This is a genomic window from Thiospirillum jenense (assembly GCF_014145225.1).
Taxonomy (GTDB): Bacteria; Pseudomonadota; Gammaproteobacteria; order Chromatiales; family Chromatiaceae; genus Thiospirillum; species Thiospirillum jenense.
The window spans coordinates 1-18,400 of sequence record NZ_JABVCQ010000016.1 but is presented as its reverse complement, the minus strand read 5'-3'; the positions used below and the strand labels follow the sequence as shown (position 1 = coordinate 18,400).

The 18,400-nt window shown below is 44.5% G+C and carries 13 protein-coding genes; 2 read left to right on the top strand and 11 right to left on the bottom strand.

Annotated features, from left to right (window positions below; genetic code table 11):
- Positions 1-14: 14 nt before the first annotated feature.
- Together HUK38_RS15510 and HUK38_RS08455 are read right to left on the bottom strand one after the other, a co-directional pair.
- Positions 15-6,488, bottom strand: coding sequence for a glycoside hydrolase family 99-like domain-containing protein (locus HUK38_RS15510; RefSeq protein WP_182583895.1), 6,474 nt, complete (start codon positions 6,486-6,488; stop codon positions 15-17).
- A 15-nt stretch (positions 6,489-6,503) separates the two neighbouring features.
- On the bottom strand, positions 6,504-7,250 hold the full coding sequence (locus HUK38_RS08455) for a tRNA 2-thiocytidine biosynthesis TtcA family protein (protein ID WP_182583894.1): 747 nt from the start codon (positions 7,248-7,250) through the stop codon (positions 6,504-6,506).
- A 140-nt stretch (positions 7,251-7,390) separates the two neighbouring features.
- On the opposite strand from HUK38_RS08455, the gene HUK38_RS08450 reads away from it, so the two are divergent.
- On the top strand, positions 7,391-7,975 hold the full coding sequence (locus HUK38_RS08450) for a superoxide dismutase (protein ID WP_182583893.1): 585 nt from the start codon (positions 7,391-7,393) through the stop codon (positions 7,973-7,975).
- Positions 7,976-8,119: 144 nt separating this feature from the next.
- On the opposite strand, the gene HUK38_RS08445 is transcribed toward HUK38_RS08450, so the two are convergent.
- Positions 8,120-8,788: an OmpA family protein gene (locus HUK38_RS08445; RefSeq protein WP_182583892.1), complete on the bottom strand. Its 669-nt coding sequence runs from the start codon at positions 8,786-8,788 to the stop codon at positions 8,120-8,122.
- Positions 8,789-9,025: 237 nt separating this feature from the next.
- On the opposite strand from HUK38_RS08445, the gene HUK38_RS08440 reads away from it, so the two are divergent.
- The gene (locus HUK38_RS08440; protein WP_182583891.1) at positions 9,026-9,904 is read left to right on the top strand and encodes a metallophosphoesterase; all 879 of its coding nucleotides are present in this window, start codon (positions 9,026-9,028) and stop codon (positions 9,902-9,904) included.
- Positions 9,905-9,931: 27 nt separating this feature from the next.
- Here HUK38_RS08440 and HUK38_RS08435 read toward each other — a convergent pair whose 3' ends face one another.
- The 8 genes from HUK38_RS08435 to rho all read right to left on the bottom strand — a co-directional run bounded on the left by HUK38_RS08435 (position 9,932) and on the right by rho (position 18,225).
- Entirely contained in the window at positions 9,932-11,389 is a 1,458-nt protein-coding gene (locus HUK38_RS08435; protein WP_182583890.1) for a TRAP transporter large permease, read from the bottom strand.
- 1 nt (position 11,390) lies between these two features.
- Entirely contained in the window at positions 11,391-11,939 is a 549-nt protein-coding gene (locus HUK38_RS08430; protein WP_194366031.1) for a TRAP transporter small permease subunit, read from the bottom strand.
- Between the two features lie 37 nt (positions 11,940-11,976).
- Complete coding sequence (locus tag HUK38_RS08425; protein WP_338065388.1) at positions 11,977-13,008, bottom strand: DUF58 domain-containing protein; 1,032 nt, start codon at positions 13,006-13,008, stop codon at positions 11,977-11,979.
- Positions 13,005-13,937 carry an AAA family ATPase gene (locus HUK38_RS08420; RefSeq protein ID WP_182583889.1) on the bottom strand — a complete coding sequence of 311 codons (933 nt, stop codon included), beginning with the start codon at positions 13,935-13,937 and terminating at the stop codon, positions 13,005-13,007. Before HUK38_RS08420 ends, HUK38_RS08425 begins: the two co-directional genes overlap by 4 nt.
- Positions 13,934-14,590, bottom strand: coding sequence for a 16S rRNA (guanine(527)-N(7))-methyltransferase RsmG (rsmG, locus tag HUK38_RS08415; RefSeq protein ID WP_182583888.1), 657 nt, complete (start codon positions 14,588-14,590; stop codon positions 13,934-13,936). Before rsmG ends, HUK38_RS08420 begins: the two co-directional genes overlap by 4 nt.
- A 56-nt stretch (positions 14,591-14,646) precedes the next feature.
- Positions 14,647-16,068 (bottom strand): glutamate--tRNA ligase, encoded by a 1,422-nt coding sequence (gltX, locus tag HUK38_RS08410; RefSeq protein ID WP_182583887.1) that lies wholly within the window; start codon positions 16,066-16,068, stop codon positions 14,647-14,649.
- Positions 16,069-16,276: 208 nt separating this feature from the next.
- The gene (gene murU, locus HUK38_RS08405; protein ID WP_182583886.1) at positions 16,277-16,948 is read right to left on the bottom strand and encodes an N-acetylmuramate alpha-1-phosphate uridylyltransferase MurU; all 672 of its coding nucleotides are present in this window, start codon (positions 16,946-16,948) and stop codon (positions 16,277-16,279) included.
- A gap of 20 nt (positions 16,949-16,968) precedes the next feature.
- Positions 16,969-18,225 carry a transcription termination factor Rho gene (gene rho / locus HUK38_RS08400; protein ID WP_182583885.1) on the bottom strand — a complete coding sequence of 419 codons (1,257 nt, stop codon included), beginning with the start codon at positions 18,223-18,225 and terminating at the stop codon, positions 16,969-16,971.
- Positions 18,226-18,400 lie beyond the last annotated feature (175 nt).

Sequence of the window (18,400 nt, the reverse complement as noted above, 5' to 3'; positions counted from 1 at the left end):
CTTTTTACCGCGTTTTATAAATCAACACAGCCAATAGTCATTTCATCCAATAATTGGTCATGGCCAATGGTTTTTGCGTAACTGCATAATTGCTGTACATTGCCAAAGTATTGTGCCAGCAAGGCTGGATGCGCTTTGATACGTTGATAAAACGCTAACAACACCGATTGACTTTCGGCTTCAGCGATGTCACTTAGCGCATGAAAACTATTTTGATCGTGAATGCGATATTGGTACAAAGCTTGGTCAATTAACACTGGATGAGTATGAAAAAATGCCGTGAGGGCAAAATCCCAATCATGGCAATATCTCAAGTGTTTATACCCGCCGTTTTTAATAAATAAATCTTGAGTAAAGCAATGATTGCCCGTCGTGACAGTCAAGTTACTGCTTAAAAAGGCGTGTAATAAAGTCGGACGATTGTGTGCCGCCGAATACAAGTGTGCAATAGACTGTGCCATTTCTAATCCCGCATCGTTAGCAGCATCGTTTAATACTTCAACCATTGAAAAAACAAACGCATTGCGTTTATTCTGCATGATTGTTAATAAACGTTCTAAACGTTGCGGATGAAATACATCATCTTGATTAATGATTGTAATCACCGCAGAGCGGGATAATGCCACTCCCGTATTAATTGCCGCATGAGCGCCCTGATTATCCCGATACATCGAACGGGTGGGTAATTGCAGATGCGCTGCAATCCATTGGTCAATTAACACCTGCGACTCATCAGTTGAGCCGTCATTAATAATCACTAATTCACGCGGTAATACCGTTTGATTGACCAGTGAATCAAGTGCCGCCGTCAACCACGCACTGCCATTATACACTGGCAATACCACACTAATTTCGTTTTCGTTGATTAATTCGATGCGTGATTCAACCAGCGCAGGCGATGGTGCTTGCAATTGATTTAATACATCCCGCGTGATTTGCAAATAGCGGAATCCATAGCGCCGATCTGGTTCTAAATAGGTACCCTCGGCCCATTCATTCCACGCATTAATAAAACCAATGCGCTGTTCTGGTTGCGGAATCGCTAATGCACGTTGACAGGTGATGTTTAACCAACGGCGATACGCATCTGGCGTTGCATGAGCAAAGATGGTCGCACTACTCAAGCGCCGCGCCGTATTATCCCAATTGACCATTACACCTGGAAAGGTCACATAAGACTGCGATTCTTGTTGTACCAGTTTATTCTCGGCGTATTCAACACAACGTTGGTAATGATAAATGCGCCCATTAAAACTCTGATTTAATAGCTTACATTGCGCCGTGATTTCCACACTGCTGGTTTGATGCGGTGGGAATTCACTGGCCGCATCAAAACCAATTGAGGTTGGATCAATTCCTTCAAAACTTTGAATCGCAACCAGAAATAATTCTATTTGATGATGTTGGCGCATGAATTCACGCCAGCGTATTGCAGTTGCTGCCGGTGTTGGTAATAACTGCGGACGATACACTAATAACAGCGGGCGCTGACCAATACGAATATACCGCGAATCAATTAAAATTGGCGCAATGTCGGCAATGAACGCGAGATCATCTGACGGACAATGATTTTGCCCAATCAATACCGTTTCATCACCACCATCCCAGCGGCGCGTCCAGTTTTCATTTGCCCAACACAAGCAAAACGGCAAGTCAAGCGTCGGATCATTTAATACCTGTGTTAATGGGCGCTCTAATAACTTTTTGCCATCGAACCAATAGTAATAATAACAAAATCCATAAATACCATGCTTGCGTACTAAACGGATTTGTTCACGTTGAATCTCTTGAACACGCAGATCATAAAAACCGAGTGTATCTGGCAGACGCGGTTGGTAATGACCGTCGTATTGCGGCACGGCTTTAGCCACATTGGTCCATTCAGTGAAGCCCTTGCCCCACCAATGATCGTTTTCAGGAATAGGATGAAATTGCGGCAAATAAAACGCAATTAACCGTAATGGTAAGGTCGCAGCATCAAGGCAACAATCATCTTCAGGTATGTAATCATCGCCGTCGTGATGTTCTTCTGCCGTGCGTAATAACTGTTCATACAACTGGCTATGTGCTGTATTCGCAGTTGTTATTAGTTGTTTAGCACAGGCGGCGTAGCCTTGATTGGCGCCGAGTAACACATAATGCACCAATGGGTTCAAACCAGAATACGCGGCGTCAGGATAATGATTAAAATACCATTGACTATCAAATTGCTCACTGGGATTGCGCCCTTCAAATCCACCGTGTTCTAAATAATGGAGCAGTGGATTTATACCCGCTTTTTTTAATTCTTCGTCTTGTTCTAAATACCATGCTGAACGAAAAAACGGATTAGGATCGCAACCGGCAAACGCACCCCAGCGCACATAATGCACCAATGGATTAATGCTGTTTGCTAATTGTGTTCGGTAATTATCACTATACCAAACCGAATGAAACAACGGATGCGGATTGCGCTGTTCATTCGCCCCCCAACGCAAATAATGCACCAATGGATTTAAATCATGTGCAGCAAGCGCAGGATTAGGTTCTAAATACCAATCTGAATCAAACAATGGGTGCGGATCGCGTCCTTCAAAGCCGCCCCATAATAGATAATGCACCAATGGATTGAATCCAGCAGCGCGTAATGCTTCATCGCCATTCAAATAACGCACTGAATCAAATAATGGGTGGGGATTACGCCCTTCCCACGCCCCCCAACGTAAATAATGCACCAGTGGATTAAGTTGTGCATCACGCAATGCCGCGTCTTGTTCTAAATACCACGCAGAATCAAATAACGGATGCGGCGTATAGCCATTAAAACCGCCATCTTGTAGATAATGCTCTAATGGATTAATGCGTTGAGTGCGCAATAGTGGCAATTGTTCTAAATACCATTCACAATCAAATAACGGGTGCGGGTTGCGCCCTTCGTCTGCACCAGCGGTAATAAAATGTACTAAAGGATTAATGCCAGCGGCGGCTAAATCAGGACTGCGTTCTAAATACCACGATGAATCAAATACTGGATGTGGATCAAGATTTTCAATTGCACCGACGGTTAAATAATGTCGTAATAAATTGCAATTAGTTTCGGCCAATTCTGGGCGTTGTGTTAGATACCATTCTGGATCGAATAGCGGATGCGGTTGTCGCCCTTCAGCCGCACCAACTTGCAAATAATGAATTAATGGATTGCACTTTAACAAAGCAATATCAGGATAACGCTTTAAATACCACGCGGCATTAAATAATGGATGTGGGCTATAGCCAGCGGCCGCGCCGTGCGTGATATAATGCGCTAATGGCGATGTATTTTTCGAGTGTAAATCAATTGCCGCACTATTAAACTGTGCCTGATACCAATTGGCATCAAATAATGGGTGTGGACTACGACCTTCTTGCGCACCGTTGCATACATAATGAATTAACGCATGAGTTGCCACTGGCAAATCAGGAGCGTGTTCTAAATACCACTGCGTGTCAAATAATGGATGGGGATTCCGCCCTTCTGCCGCACCATTAAAAATAAAATGCAGTAAAGGATTGATGCCCAATACAGCAACATCGGCATTTTGTGTGAGATACCAATTGCCATCAAATAATGGGTGTGGTTGATAACCTAACTGCGCGCCGTATTCTAAATAATGTTGAATTGGTTGGCGATATGCGAGAGTGGTTTGAATTGTGACTTGTTGTAAATAATAACACGCATCAAATAATGGGTGGGGATTGTAATTGGCTTTAATGCCATGTTCTAAATAATGTGTTAATGGGTCAAGATCAGATACCGCGACTTCGGGATACTGCGTTAGATACCATTGCGAATCAAATAATGGGTGCGGCGTCTGACCATGATAACGCCCATCACACAAATAATAACTCAATGGATTTTCGTGATTATTGGCTAATAATGGTTGTTGTTGACAATACCACTGTAAATCAAATAACGGATGTGGTGAATAACCACTACCGGCGCCGTGAGTAATAAAATGCAGCAGCGGATTATGACCAAATTCGGTCTCATCAGAATAATGATGTAAATACCACACGCTGTCAAATAACCAATGCGGATCGCGTCGCTCTGAGCTGCCGTGCATTAAAAAGTGAAGTAACGGATTAATCCCGCTATGTGCAACATCAGGATAGCGCATTAAATACCAGATCGTATTAAATAAGGGATGCGGATTGCGACCTTCTGCTGCACCAGTGCTAATGAAATGCACCAACGGATTTAATCCCGCTGCTGCGACGTCCGGGTATTGCGTTAAATACCAGCGGGCATCAAATAACGGATGAGACGCCCGCCCTTCATGCGCACCAACAGCTAGAAAATGCACCAATGGATTAATGCCAGACGCAGCAATATCCGGGTATTGTGTCAAATACCAATGGCTATTAAACAACGGGTGAGGGTGACGTTTTTCAATAGCACCTTGTGCAATAAAATGTTGCAGCGGATTTAATCCTGATGCTGCGACATCGGGGTATTGATTTAGATACCAGGTGGTATTAAACAACGGGTGCGGGTCGCGGCCGGCAGCGGCGCCGTATTGCACATAATGCAGCAATGGATCCATTACTTTTTGCAATGAATCTGGTAATTGGGCCCGATACCAATCTGCTGCAAAGAGTGGATTAGGATTAAATCCACCGTGCGCACCGGTATTTAACCAATGTTCAATTGGACGCTTCCATGTGAATAAAACTTCGGGATAGGTTGCCGCGTACCAATGCGTATCAAATAAACCCGTTGCTAATAACTGTTGCATTTGTCGCTGCTGACGACGTATTTTATTTAAACGCAACCGCATTAACCAACTAACATACATGGGCAATTGTAATAACCGCCGCCAGCGGAGTGGTAAACGCTGTTCAAACGTGAATAATGCGCGAATAACCAACCACGCTTGACTATGCTGCAATTGCATTAACCAATTTAATAACTGGTGATGATGTTGGATGAAATATGTCAATTGATACTGCAATTGTGCAATAACGATAGTTTGATCGTCATTTAATTGCGTTGGTTGTGTTAATTGTTTAGCAAAGTTTTTAGAATCAACAACTTGCATAGCAGATTGCCGCTGGAGCGTTGATTGCAATGCCGCCGTCAATTCCTGTACTCGCTGTTGCCACGCGGGCAAAGTACGTTCCAATTGTTGTGCCTGCAACCGATAGCGCCGGTGGTCAATACGCAACAATGATAACTGTGTGTGCTGCTCACGTTCTTCCCGTGCCAGCCGAGCGTATTGGGTATCACGCTGTGCCAATAGCTGATTTTTTTCTGTTAATTCAAGCTGTTGAGCATGGCGTATTTGCTCGGCAGCAGCAAATTGTTGCTGTAAACTATCCAGTTGTTGTGATGCCGCAACTGTTTCATTAAAAAGACGAATTGCGCGTGATTCAGCATCCGATTGTTGTGTCACCGCGACATTGAGCCGTGCCTCAGCCTCAGCAATCCGCGCATCTGCCAACGCTGTCGCCGCAATTGCTCGCGTTTCCGCCTCACCCGCGAGCCGATGCGCCTCCCACGCGCTGTGTTGCGCGTCATCACGCGCCACCTCCTCCGCTCGCAGCACCGCTCCGAGGACGGCACTGGCGCGATCAAACTCAACCGCCACCGCGTCGAGTTCCGCATCAACTACTTGATTTTTAATGATTTTCTGCGCTGCTATCAGGGCAGCAAAAGTGCGTTTCACCCAGTCATTTAAATCGGAATGATCGGCAACAGCGGCCACAGTGAAATGATGATGCTGTAAATGTGGATTAAGAAAGGCGTCTATTTCCACTTCCGCCGTTGCTGACCAACGCGACCAGCGTAAATTTAATACATTCGTTAATTGCCGTACTGTGCCGCGCCAATCAAATAACAAATCATCATAATCTATTAACACTCGGGCTAAATGGCGACTAGCCCGCTCGGCATCTAATACATGACGTAACCAAATTAAATGCCCTTTAGGTAAAGCAAATCCATCCCGTTTGCGTAATGAAGCGGCAACAGCTAATGGATTACGCAACGGCAAAACAATTTTAATTGTAAAGCCATGTTGTGTTAATACTTGTTGCCAAAAAGGTAATAAACGACAAATGCGGGGGTCTTTTAAGACGATGAAGCGCTCATCACCAAATGCCGCAGTCAAAACGGTGCTGGCACGGGTTAAAAACGCGGCGGCGGTGGCTGATTGAAACCAATCAGGATTCAATTGCCGCCAATCGTCCCAACTGCTGCCGGCACTGGCTAATAACTCGTCATTAAATGCGGCGATGTCTTTTGATTCCCAAAACCCTGATTCATTATTATCTGCCACTGCTGGCATTAAATTAGTTGGCAAGGCTGCACCAAGAAGATTTAATACCCGCGCTACCGCTGATGTGCCACTACGGTGCATTCCTAGAATTAAAACAGCAGTGCGTTCTGGCATAATAGCGGGTAATAATTGAGAATGGACAGCAGTTGCTAATGGTGCATTAATAGCTGAATCATCATGCGATTGAGTCACGGCAAATATCTCAGGCTAATGAGTGGTCACATCGCCCGTTGTTAATAGCGGGCGCATGGCACAAAGCAGGCTTAAAAATACTTGCGGATTCTGTTGTTCTTCATTCGCAAGTAGGGCTTTAACATGTTCACGGCGCGTTGGTTTTTCAAAACATGCCGGGCAATTATCTGGCACAACGGGTAATTGTGCGTGTATTGCATAGGCGCGAGTTTGGCGTTCCCGACAATAGATTAACGGACGAATAATACGCACATCGCCATCGCTATTGACATAATGCGCTTTCATGGTGCGCAATTGTCCGCCGTGAAATAATGATAGCAATAAACTTTCGGCGAGATCGTCTAAATGCTGTGCTAATACCAACACATTATAATTCTGTTCACGGCACAGGCGATAAAGAATGCCGCGTTTCATCCGCGCACAATAAGCGCAGAATGAATCTCCAGCCATGTGTGTGAATGCTTGCTCCATAATTGGTTGCGATTCATAATGCCATTCAACATCAAAATCGCGGTAATGCTCAGGTAAATGAGAAGGATTAAATCCGGGGATTTGTGGGTCAATGGTCGCAGCAGCCAGCGTAAAAGGAATAGGTGCATGGCGTTGTAAATGTTTGAGAATATGCAGTAATGATAGCGAATCTTTACCACCAGAGACGCCGAGTAATAAACGGTCATGCGCCCGAATCATTTGATAATCGGCAATAGCTCGTCCAGCTTGACGCAACAATGATTTTGGCGGGGATTGTGGATGACGCGCCATTAGTTATTCACTCGATGCAGGCGTAGTGCTGGTATGATAGACATCATAATACAGTGGTGTTTGACCTTGAGTTTCACAAAATGAGACATATCTTAGAGGGCGGTGTTGTTCTAATTTAATTAAACAGAGGATAATTGCAAATGATTCATCAACTCCCCACTTTACCGTATGCAAAAGATGCACTTGCGCCCGTGATTTCGGCCGAAACTATTGATTATCACTATGGGAAGCATCATCAAACTTATGTGACTAATCTCAATAATTTGATTGGCGGTACTGAGTTTGAGCAATTAACATTGGAGGACATTATAAAAAAATCTAGCGGAGGTATATTCAATAATGCAGCGCAAGTGTGGAATCATACATTTTATTGGAATTGTTTAAGCCCGAATGGTGGTGGGACACCAACTGGTGCATTGGCAACAGCGATTGATACCAAGTTTGGTTCGTTCGCCGAATTCAAGCAGCAATTCACACAATCGGCAACAACTAATTTCGGCTCTGGCTGGACGTGGTTAGTTAAAACAGTGGACGGAGGCGTTGAAATAATGAATACTTCAAATGCCGCAACACCTTTAACAATAGACAAAATTCCATTGTTCACCATTGATGTATGGGAACACGCTTATTATATTGATTACCGCAATGCGCGGGCGAAATATCTTGACGCTATTTGGGATAAAATTAGTTGGGACTTTGTTGCTAGTCAATATGCGGCTGGGTAATCACTATTAGGCGCGGTACCCAATTATCGTGATAAAATAAGACAAGGTGCATTGCTTGGTTGTTAATGACCAAGCGGTGCATTGCACGTTTAATTCTGCAACAGTTTTTAATTAAAGAGGATAAACCTGCAGTTTAATCAGTACTTAATTAGGAAAAATTAAATGTACTTCAACCCGCCGATTTTGAGTACGCCCCATTGCACTGTCATTTGGCACTAATGGTTGAGTTTCACCCATACCTTCCGTATGTAAATGATCTGGTGAAATTCCCAGTTTTATTAACGCTTTTTTCACCGCCTCCGCTCGTTCTAATGACAAAATCTGGTTGCTTTCATTGTCACCAACATTATCTGTATGTCCTTGCAATAATACCCGTAATTCTGGCTGTTGCTGTAAAATCGTCGCCAATATTGCCAATACACCAGTAGATACAGTAGTCGGTAATGTCGCTTTACCTTGTGCAAATTTTAATTCGGTTTCACCGAGGTTGATTGTGACACTCTCTGGCGTTAATTGCGCCCGTAATTTGCCATAATTGCGCAGCATGGTTGACCAAGTTGTTTCAGATGCTTCTAGTTCAATCGTGCTTGTCAGTTTTTTCTCTAATTCTTGAATACGCTGGTGCGCCATCGCTAATTCATTAGACGAAATTTGCTGATTAGTGACTGTTTTGGACAGTGTTGTAGGCATGCAATCACTTTGATGTTCATCCATGAACAATACTACCAGCAACCCAATAATAACTGCTACCAGCGCCGTACTCAAAGCAATAACAGTATTTTTCCAATGTGTTTCAGACCAAGCAGTTGTCATGTTCGTGTCCTCAATGTTTAGATGATTGATTGACATCAGATAAATACCAAGATGTCACCGCTTGTCATATTTGTTAGATATGTAAAAAATATCTCTATTAGACGACAGTTTGTTATTATAATCTAAATGTTAAATTGACCACATCTTGAAATTAAGATGTTACCATAATCACATTAGACTATAACTCAGCTTACTTAGTTATTTATACAGCCTTAAACCTGCCAATGGAAACTTACAATGGATACATCAGCTAATGTTGTTATCACTCCTGATTTCAATACAATACCACAAACCGAAATAAAACCGACAACGACCGATATATTTGATACCAGAGTGCGCTTGCTCCATTTGACTGATTTACATTTATTTGCTGATGCGGATGTGCAATTACTTGGACAAAATACACGTCTGACATTTCATTCTGTATTAAATTGGGTGCAATGCCATCATTGGCCAGTGTCCGCAATATTATTAACTGGTGATCTTGTTCATGATGAAAACATTGCAACTTATCGTTATCTCGGTCAGTATTTAAAGCAGCTTGGCTGCCCATATTATTGTTTACCTGGTAATCATGACCGGGTTGATTTAGTTGCCGGACTATTGGATCCTTATCAACCGTCGCGCCTGCATATTATTGAATTGGAGTATTGGGATTTGATATTACTCGATTCAACTATTCCAAGTGAATCGAGCGGTTATCTCGCGCCTTCTAGTCTTGCACAATTAGAAGCTCATTTAATACATAATGAAAGGCGTCCCACATTGGTTGCATTGCATCATCATCCAATTGCATCAGGCAGTCAATGGTTAGATGCACTCATGGTTTATAATGGCAACGATTTACTTTCAATAATTGATCGTTATCCCCAAGTGCGTGTTGTCGTTTGGGGGCATACGCATCAGCAATTTGATGGTCAATGTGGTCATAGTATGTTGTTTTCTACACCGTCAACCTGTGTTCAATTCCTACCATATAGCCAAAATTTTGCACTAGACACACTCACACCCGGGTATCGTTGGATTGATTTATATTCAGACGGACAAGTGAAGAGTGGTGTCGAACGTATTCCTGCTTATCCTGATCCCGTGCAACTAGATTCATTAGGCTATTAAAAATAAAACTGGGAAACGAAACATTTTCTATTGCGTATCGCTGGGCGTTGTCTGTTGAAATAAATCATCAAATTCTTGGCTATCCAATAAACTTGATCCTGTTTGATCAGGAGTTATAATTGTGTGCGATGATAATGTTGAACTCTGGGTTGCCGATGATAAATTCCAACTCACCAATTGCGGGAAGGTGATAATTAGTGTTAATAATACAACTTGTATCCCTAAAAACGGTACTGCCCCCCAATAAATATCAATGGTGCGCACTTGCGATGGTGCAACCGAGCGCAAATAAAACAATGCAAAGCCAAATGGGGGGTGCATAAAACTGGTTTGCATGTTGACGCCAATTAAAACTCCGAACCAAACTAAATCAATGCCTAAACGTTCGGCAACGGGTGCTAATAATGGTAATACGATAAATGCTATTTCAAAAAAATCCAGAAAAAATGCTAATAAAAATACCAAAATATTGACGATAATTAAAAATCCTAATGTCCCGCCCGGCAAGTTAATTAATAAATGTTCTACCCAAAGATCACCATCAATCCCACGAAATGTTAACGTAAATAAACTTGAACCAACTAGAATAAATACGACAAAACTGGTAATAATTGCTGTTTTTGTCACTGCTGATTTGAGCATGGTGTAATTCAGACGGCGTTTGACTGTTGCTAATAACAACGCACCAACTGCGCCCATTGCTCCGCCCTCAGTTGGTGTTGCCCAGCCAATAAAAATTGTACCCAGCACTAAAAAGATTAATGCCAACGGCGGAATTAACGCAACGATGACGCGCATTAATAATGCACGGCCATGCAGTGTGCGCGCTGCCGCTGGCAATGGTGGTGCGGCGTCTGGATGCAATCGTGTGATTGCAAATACATACAGCGCATACAGTGCGGTTAATAATAATCCTGGAATTAACGCGCCGCGATACATGTCACCAACTGAACGTCCGAGAACGTCGGCCATGACTATTAACACTAATGACGGTGGAATGATTTGCGCGAGTGTCCCGCTGGCAACAATGACACCTGTTGCGAGGCGCGGTTGATATTGATAACGCAACATAATAGGTAAAGAAATCAATCCCATCGCAATCACTGAGGCGGCGACAACGCCAGTAGTGGCGGCTAATAATGCGCCAACCATAATAACAGCATACGCCAAGCCGCCGCGAATACTACCGAATAATTGCCCAATGGTGTCTAATAAATCTTCCGCCATGCCACTGCGTTCTAAAATCAATCCCATAAAAGTAAAGAATGGAATAGCGAGTAAAATCTCATTGCGCATGATGCCAAAGATGCGATCTGGCGCGGCTTGCAATAATGCTGGCGTTAATAAACCTAATTCAATGCCAATTAACCCAAATGTCACACCTACTGCGGCGAGTGAAAATGCGACTGGATAACCAATTAGTAAAAACAGCACCAAAGTGCTGAACATGATTGGCGCAAGATGGGCAACAAACCAGGCGTCCATGTTAATGATCACCAACAATCGGCGCGGCGGTTGATTTTACAATTGGTGATGGAGACTGCCCCATGAGTATAGCAATCCCTTTAATGATCTCGGCAATTCCTTGTGCAGCAAGAAAGATAAACCCCAATAGAATAGCGAGTTTCATAGGCCACCAGAGCAGCCCACCGGGATTCATTGATAGTTCGTGCTGTTGAAAAGAAATGAAAAAATAATCCCACGCATTGACAATGACCAAACCGCAGACCGGTAATAAAAAGAATAGGCTGCCAATTAAATCAACGATAATACGCCCGCGTGGTGGCAACGCAGTGTAAAGAATATCCACGCGCACATGCCCCTGTTGTTGTAATGTCCAGGGCGCGCAGAATAAAAAAATTAAGCCGAATGCAAACCATTGTGCTTCAATCATGGCATTTGACCCCCAGTCAAATAAATAACGCAGGGTTGCGGTCAATGCACTTAAGACTACGCAAAGCAAAACTAACCACACCGTCATTTGCCCGAGTATTTGATTAAAACGGTCAATTCGAGCGGCCATTTTTAATAGCATAGTTATTAAAATCCATCACAGGTTTAGGTTATTTTAATCACTTTTCCAGCACCGCTGATTCACTGGATATTTGAAACCGTGCCAGCGCCGCCAAACACCGATGTCGATGCGCATCTCCTTGATTACGCTCAATAATGACGCCCGGCAGCCGCAAACCATACACCCACTGTTGATCCGCCGCGTCCAGCACTTGACGACACAAGAGCGCGAGGCGTGTCTCAACATCCACCGCCGGCAAGTGCGCCCAATCCAACCACACACGCTGCGCCTGATCGCCACCAAATTGCTTCGTAATTAAACCTCGTTCCCGTGCTAATGCTTTCCAATCCAAATGACGCGGCGAATCACCCGCGCGATATGGCCGCGGCCCGACAAAATCGTCCGCCCCCACGCCATGATCGCCTTTCGCGTTATGATCTATTGAAAACATTTGCGCCGGACTTTTCGCATGTGCAGCGGGCGACGGATACACCAACCCAACCGCATCCGCCTGCACCAAACTCCACGCATGAAATAAACCGAGCGGGTAGCGGGTGCTGACCTCTATCTCGTTGATTGGTAAAGGGCCGCGCCGCTGGGTTGCCATCTGCATCACCACCTGCGCATGACTATCTGCAATTTTATCCACCACGTCAGAACTGCCGCGAATGCGCAAATCGTAACGCGTTCGACCACGCTCCGTGTCCAGTTGCACCACAAATCGCGCCATTTGTCCGCAAAACACCGGGGCGCCGGCCTGGGTCTGAATGCGCAATCCCAGTAAGTTATACCAGGTATGGTGCATACTCACGAGACTGATGCTAATCATCAAAAATGTGAGCAATAATCCTAGATTATTCTGATAGTTAAGTGCGCCTATCAGCGTCACGAACAGCAGCACCCCGTACCAGAACCCGACGGCAGTTGGCATGATATAAATATGCCGCGCTGCAATCTGGGCGCTGCCATGCGTGGTCAGCGGCGCTCGACGCAATAAGGTCGCAAATTTGGCATCAACTCGTTGTTTTAATGCGGTTTTCCACCTGGGAAATCGAATCGGCGCCCGCAATACGCTAAATAACTTATTCACGGCACAGGAATGGCGTCTAAAATAAATGCGGCATTAGCAGCATGACCGGCGGGGCTATCATCTTCGCCACTATGCAGACGATGTGGAACGCACACCGGTACAATTGCTTGCACGTCCTCTGGCAATAGATAACTGCGCCCATCAATCATTGCCCACGCCCGCGCTGCGCGTAATAAACCTAATCCCGCCCGCGGTGATAAACCATGTAAAAACCGATTATGAGTGCGAGTGAATTGCACAATCGCATAGCAATAGTCTATGACCGGCGGGGCAATATGAATCTGCTCAACCCGCTGTTGTAATGTGATTAAATCGGTTAATGTTAATGCGGGCGGTAAATTAGCAATTAAACGGCGGCGATCTTCACCCGCAAATAATATCTTTTCTTGCGCGGGAGACGGATAACCCAACTCAATTCGCATTAAAAACCGATCTAGTTGTGATTCGGGTAATGGAAAAGTGCCAACCTGATAACTGGGGTTTTGTGTGGCAATTACAAAAAACGGTTGCGGTAAAGGATGCGTTGTCCCTTCGATGGTAACTTGGCGCTCTTCCATTGCTTCCAATAATGCACTTTGTGCTTTTGGCGTTGCCCGGTTAATTTCATCAGCCAATACTAGCTGTGCAAAAATCGGCCCCGGGTGGAATTGAAACTGCTCATGGCTACGCTCATAAACCGACGCGCCGAGAATATCGGCCGGCAATAAATCGCTAGTAAATTGAATCCGTGAAAACTCTAATCCCAACAGCCGTGCCAATAATTGTGCTAATGTCGTTTTGCCAACGCCCGGCACATCTTCAATTAATAGATGACCGCGTGCTAATAAACAGGCTAATGCCCAGCGCAACTCACGCTCTTTCCCCAAAATAATATCATTAGCTGCCGCAAGAACGGTGGTTAAAAGACGAGCTGTATTGAAATCAGTCATGTTAGGTTGCTACCCTGACAGGTAATGTCAATCAAATGACGTTCGCTATTCAAATCAGGTACCATTAAACGATGGACTTGATAATGGGCGCCGGCGGTGTTTAATGCAGTTAATTCGACATCAGGACAGCGCCCTTTCAATGCCAGCAGGTGGGCATCAGTGGTGCAGAATGCGTGAGTCCATTGCCATAATGTCATTAAATCAGCGAGGGCGCGGGCGGTAATGGTATTAAACCGCTGCGATGGTTGATAGTGTTCAATACGGGTTTGCACTACCGCAACATTCCGCAAGTTTAATTCACTAATAACATGCCGCAAAAAGCGGGTTTTTTTACCTGCACTATCTAATAAAACCCATTGCAAAGTCGGTTGAGCAATTGCTAATGGAATGCCGGGTAAACCCGCACCGCTACCCAAATCTAATGCACATCCCGCGTGTAAATATGGTAATACCGCGAGACTGTCGAGTAAATGACGTGCCACCATGTCAAGCGGATCGCGTATTGCCGTTAAATTATAATGATGATTCCACTGCGCTAATACATCAAGATAATGCAATAGTGCGGTGATTTGCTCGCCGGTGAACACAATATTTAATTGTATTAAACCTTGTTCAAGGCGAGTGCGCTGCGCTATTTGCAATGGCGACATCATACTAAATGACGCTTATTCAATCACGCTGGAATTGGTCAATCATTACGCAATAACTACTATTCGTTAACATTGTCATGCTGAGTTGCAATCCAGTTCAACGCATTATCAATGCGCCGCAATGTCGCGTCTTTGCCGACTAATTGCAGGGTAATATCTATTCCCGGTGATGCGGCGCGGCCGACAATTGCCACCCGCAATGGCTGCGCGACCTTGCCCATTTTTAATCCTAATTCATCGGCGATGCGCGTAATGACATGATGCAATGACTCGGGTTGCCAATCATCTAATGCCATCAATTCAAATGCCGTGCGCAATCGTATTAACGGTTCACGCGCCACCGGCCGTAAATGTTGTTTAGCGGCATCGGCATCATAATAATCAAAATCACGATAACAAAAGGCGCTAATACTGGCGAGTTCTTTTAATGTTTTAGCCCGCGCCGCCTGTGCTGTTACCACGTCAACTAAATCCGGTCCCGTCGTCGGATCAATCTCAAGTTGCCCCAAATGTGGACTTAATAAACGCGCAATGCGTAACGGATCGGCATGTTGAATATAGTGTTGATTCAACCAATCCAATTTATCATAATTAAATGCAGCAGGTGATTTGTTCACCGTATTGATGTCAAATAGTTGAATCATTTCATCTAATGAAAATATTTCAGCATCGCCGTGTGACCAACCCAGCCGCACGAGATAATTCAACAGTGCTTCGGGTAAATACCCCTGGTCACGATATGCAATGACACTGACAGCCCCATGTCGTTTAGATAAACGGGTGCCATCATTGCCGAGAATCATTGGCACATGGGCATAACGCGGCGGTTCTTTACCCCAGGCTTTTAAGATGTTAATTTGCCGCGCTGCATTGCCAAGATGATCGTCCCCCCGAATGACATCGGTAATACACATGTCGGCATCATCCACTACGACCGTGAGATTATAAGTAGGTGAACCATCGGTGCGGCGAATAATTAAATCGTCCAATTCATTATTATTAAAAGCGACGCGGCCGCGAATCATGTCATCCACTACGACGTAGCCATCAATTGGATTAGAAAAGCGCACAACATGCGGTTCATCTGCGTCAATCTTTTGACCGCGACAATGACCATCATAACGCGGTTTTACTTTAGCGGCCATTTGCCGATCGCGCAAACGATCAAGCCGTTCTTTTGAACAATTGCACCGATATGCCAAGCCTTTATCAAGTAATTCATCAATCACCGCTTGATAACGATCAAAATGATGCGTTTGAAAAAATGGTCCTTCATCGTATTCCAAACCGAGCCACGCCATGCCTTCAAGAATGGCATTGACTGATTCAGCAGTTGACCGTTCTAAGTCGGTATCTTCAATACGCAGAATGAATTGACCGCCATGTTTGCGGGCAAATAGATAGGAAAATAATGCGGTGCGAGCGCCGCCAACGTGTAAATAACCAGTGGGGGAGGGAGCAAAACGGGTGCGAACAGACATGATGGCACACTACCTATGATAACAATCACAAATTGAGAATTGTAACAGATTGTTTTGCGATGGGTGATATGTAAAATATGCGGCGTAATAATTATTACGGCATGTTTATGCCATCACTTATCACAGTCAATATAATAGGTTGCCGGCATTTACCGCGAGTCATTCGTTTTGGCAGGCGTGTTTTTAATCGCTGCGCCAATGTGTTTATTTAGGCGGTGAGTGATCGCTCTAATGTTGCCAAACGGTCGGGAGTGCCAATATCCATCCAAATGCCGCGATGATGATAGCCACTTACTCGTTGCTGTGCCATTGCGGTAATTAATAACGGTGCTAATGGAAAGACGCCGGGCTGGCACTGTGCAAATAATTCGGGATGATAAACACCAATCCCGGCAAAGGTTAAAGCAGTCTGAATATGACGGTGGTCATTAACACGACCGTTGGTTAATATAAAATCGCCGTGTGGGTGGTGCGGTGGGTTATTGACTAAAACCAAATGCGCTAAATCAGTTTTAGCCAATGTGAGCATAGCATAATCAATGTCGCACCAAACATCACTATTCACAACCATAAATGGTGCTGTGCCTAATAACGGTAATGCGCGTAATATGCCGCCACCGGTTTCTAATGCAGTGCCTTCCCCTTCGTGTGAATAAACAATGCGGGCACCGAATCGACTGCCGTCACCTAATGCGTGTTCAATCTGCGCCCCGAGATGCGCATGATTAATAACTAATTCAATAAAACCGGCGGCAACGAGGCGTTCAATTTGATAAACGATGAGCGGTTTACCCGCAACACAAAGCAGTGGTTTAGGGGTGTGATCCGTTAATGGCTGCATTCGTTTGCCACGCCCGGCGGCTAGAATCATGGCGCGCATGATGGATTAGAATTAAGTAATTAGCCGCGCATCGAATCAAAAAATTCGTTATTCGTTTTTGTCGCCTTGAGTTTATCAAACAAAAATTCCATTGCGGCCAAATCATCCATTGAATGCAAAATTTTACGCAAAATCCACATTTTTTGTAACTCAGCTTGTGCCATTAATAATTCTTCGCGGCGGGTGCCCGAGCGGTTAATGTTAATTGCTGGGAAAATACGTTTTTCGGCAATGCGGCGGTCTAAATGAATTTCCATATTGCCAGTGCCTTTGAATTCTTCATAAATCACATCGTCCATGCGCGAGCCGGTATCAATTAACGCCGTTGCTAAAATCGTTAAACTACCGCCTTCTTCGACATTACGCGCCGCGCCAAAAAAGCGTTTAGGGCGCTGTAACGCATTAGCATCTACGCCGCCGGTTAATACCTTGCCTGACGCTGGTACGACGGTATTATAAGCGCGTGCTAATCGGGTAATTGAATCTAATAAAATGACGACATCGCGGTTGTGTTCAACCAAACGTTTGGCTTTTTCAATGACCATTTCAGCCACTTGAACATGCCGCGTGGCGGGTTCATCAAAGGTCGAGGAAATGACTTCACCTCGCACCGAACGCGCCATTTCGGTCACTTCTTCAGGGCGTTCATCAATTAACAAAACAATGAGATAGCAATCAGGGTGATTATGGGTAATAGATTGGGCGATGTTTTGCAACATCATGGTTTTGCCCGCTTTAGGCGGTGACACAATTAAACCACGTTGACCGCGGCCAATTGGCGCCACTAAATCAATTGTCCGAGCGGTAATATCTTCGGTACTGCCATTGCCTAATTCTAAAATCAATCGGCGCTGGGCAAATAATGGCGTAAAATTTTCAAATAAGATTTTATTTTTTGCATTCTCAGGGCGATCAAAGTTAATATCACTGACCTTGAGTAACGCAAAATAACGCTCGCCATCTTTCGGCGGGCGAATCTTCCCTGAAATCGTATCACCAGTGCGTAATGCAAAACGGCGGATTTGACTGGGAGACACATAAATATCATCCGGTCCAGCTAAATAAGACGCATCTGCTGATCGTAAAAACCCAAAACCGTCCTGTAAAATTTCTAATACGCCATCACCTAAAATATCCTCACCGCGTTTGGCTTGTGCTTTTAAGATTGCAAAAATCAAATCTTGTTTACGTGATCGACCAACGCCTTCAATTTCCATTGCTTGCGCCAAATCCACCAATGCGGGGACTGGCATTTTTTTTAATTCGGTGAGATTCATTCGCCAATGCTCACAATACGGCTAGATAAATCCAGCAACCCATCATTATTCAATGATGCAGCGGCTGGGATGTTTATGGTGAGAGGGGGGGGAGAAATGAAGCAATCGAACAATAGGTTGCCCTAATTTGTGGGCAACTCAATACGGATTCGATTGGAGGTATCTCGTCGTTAGT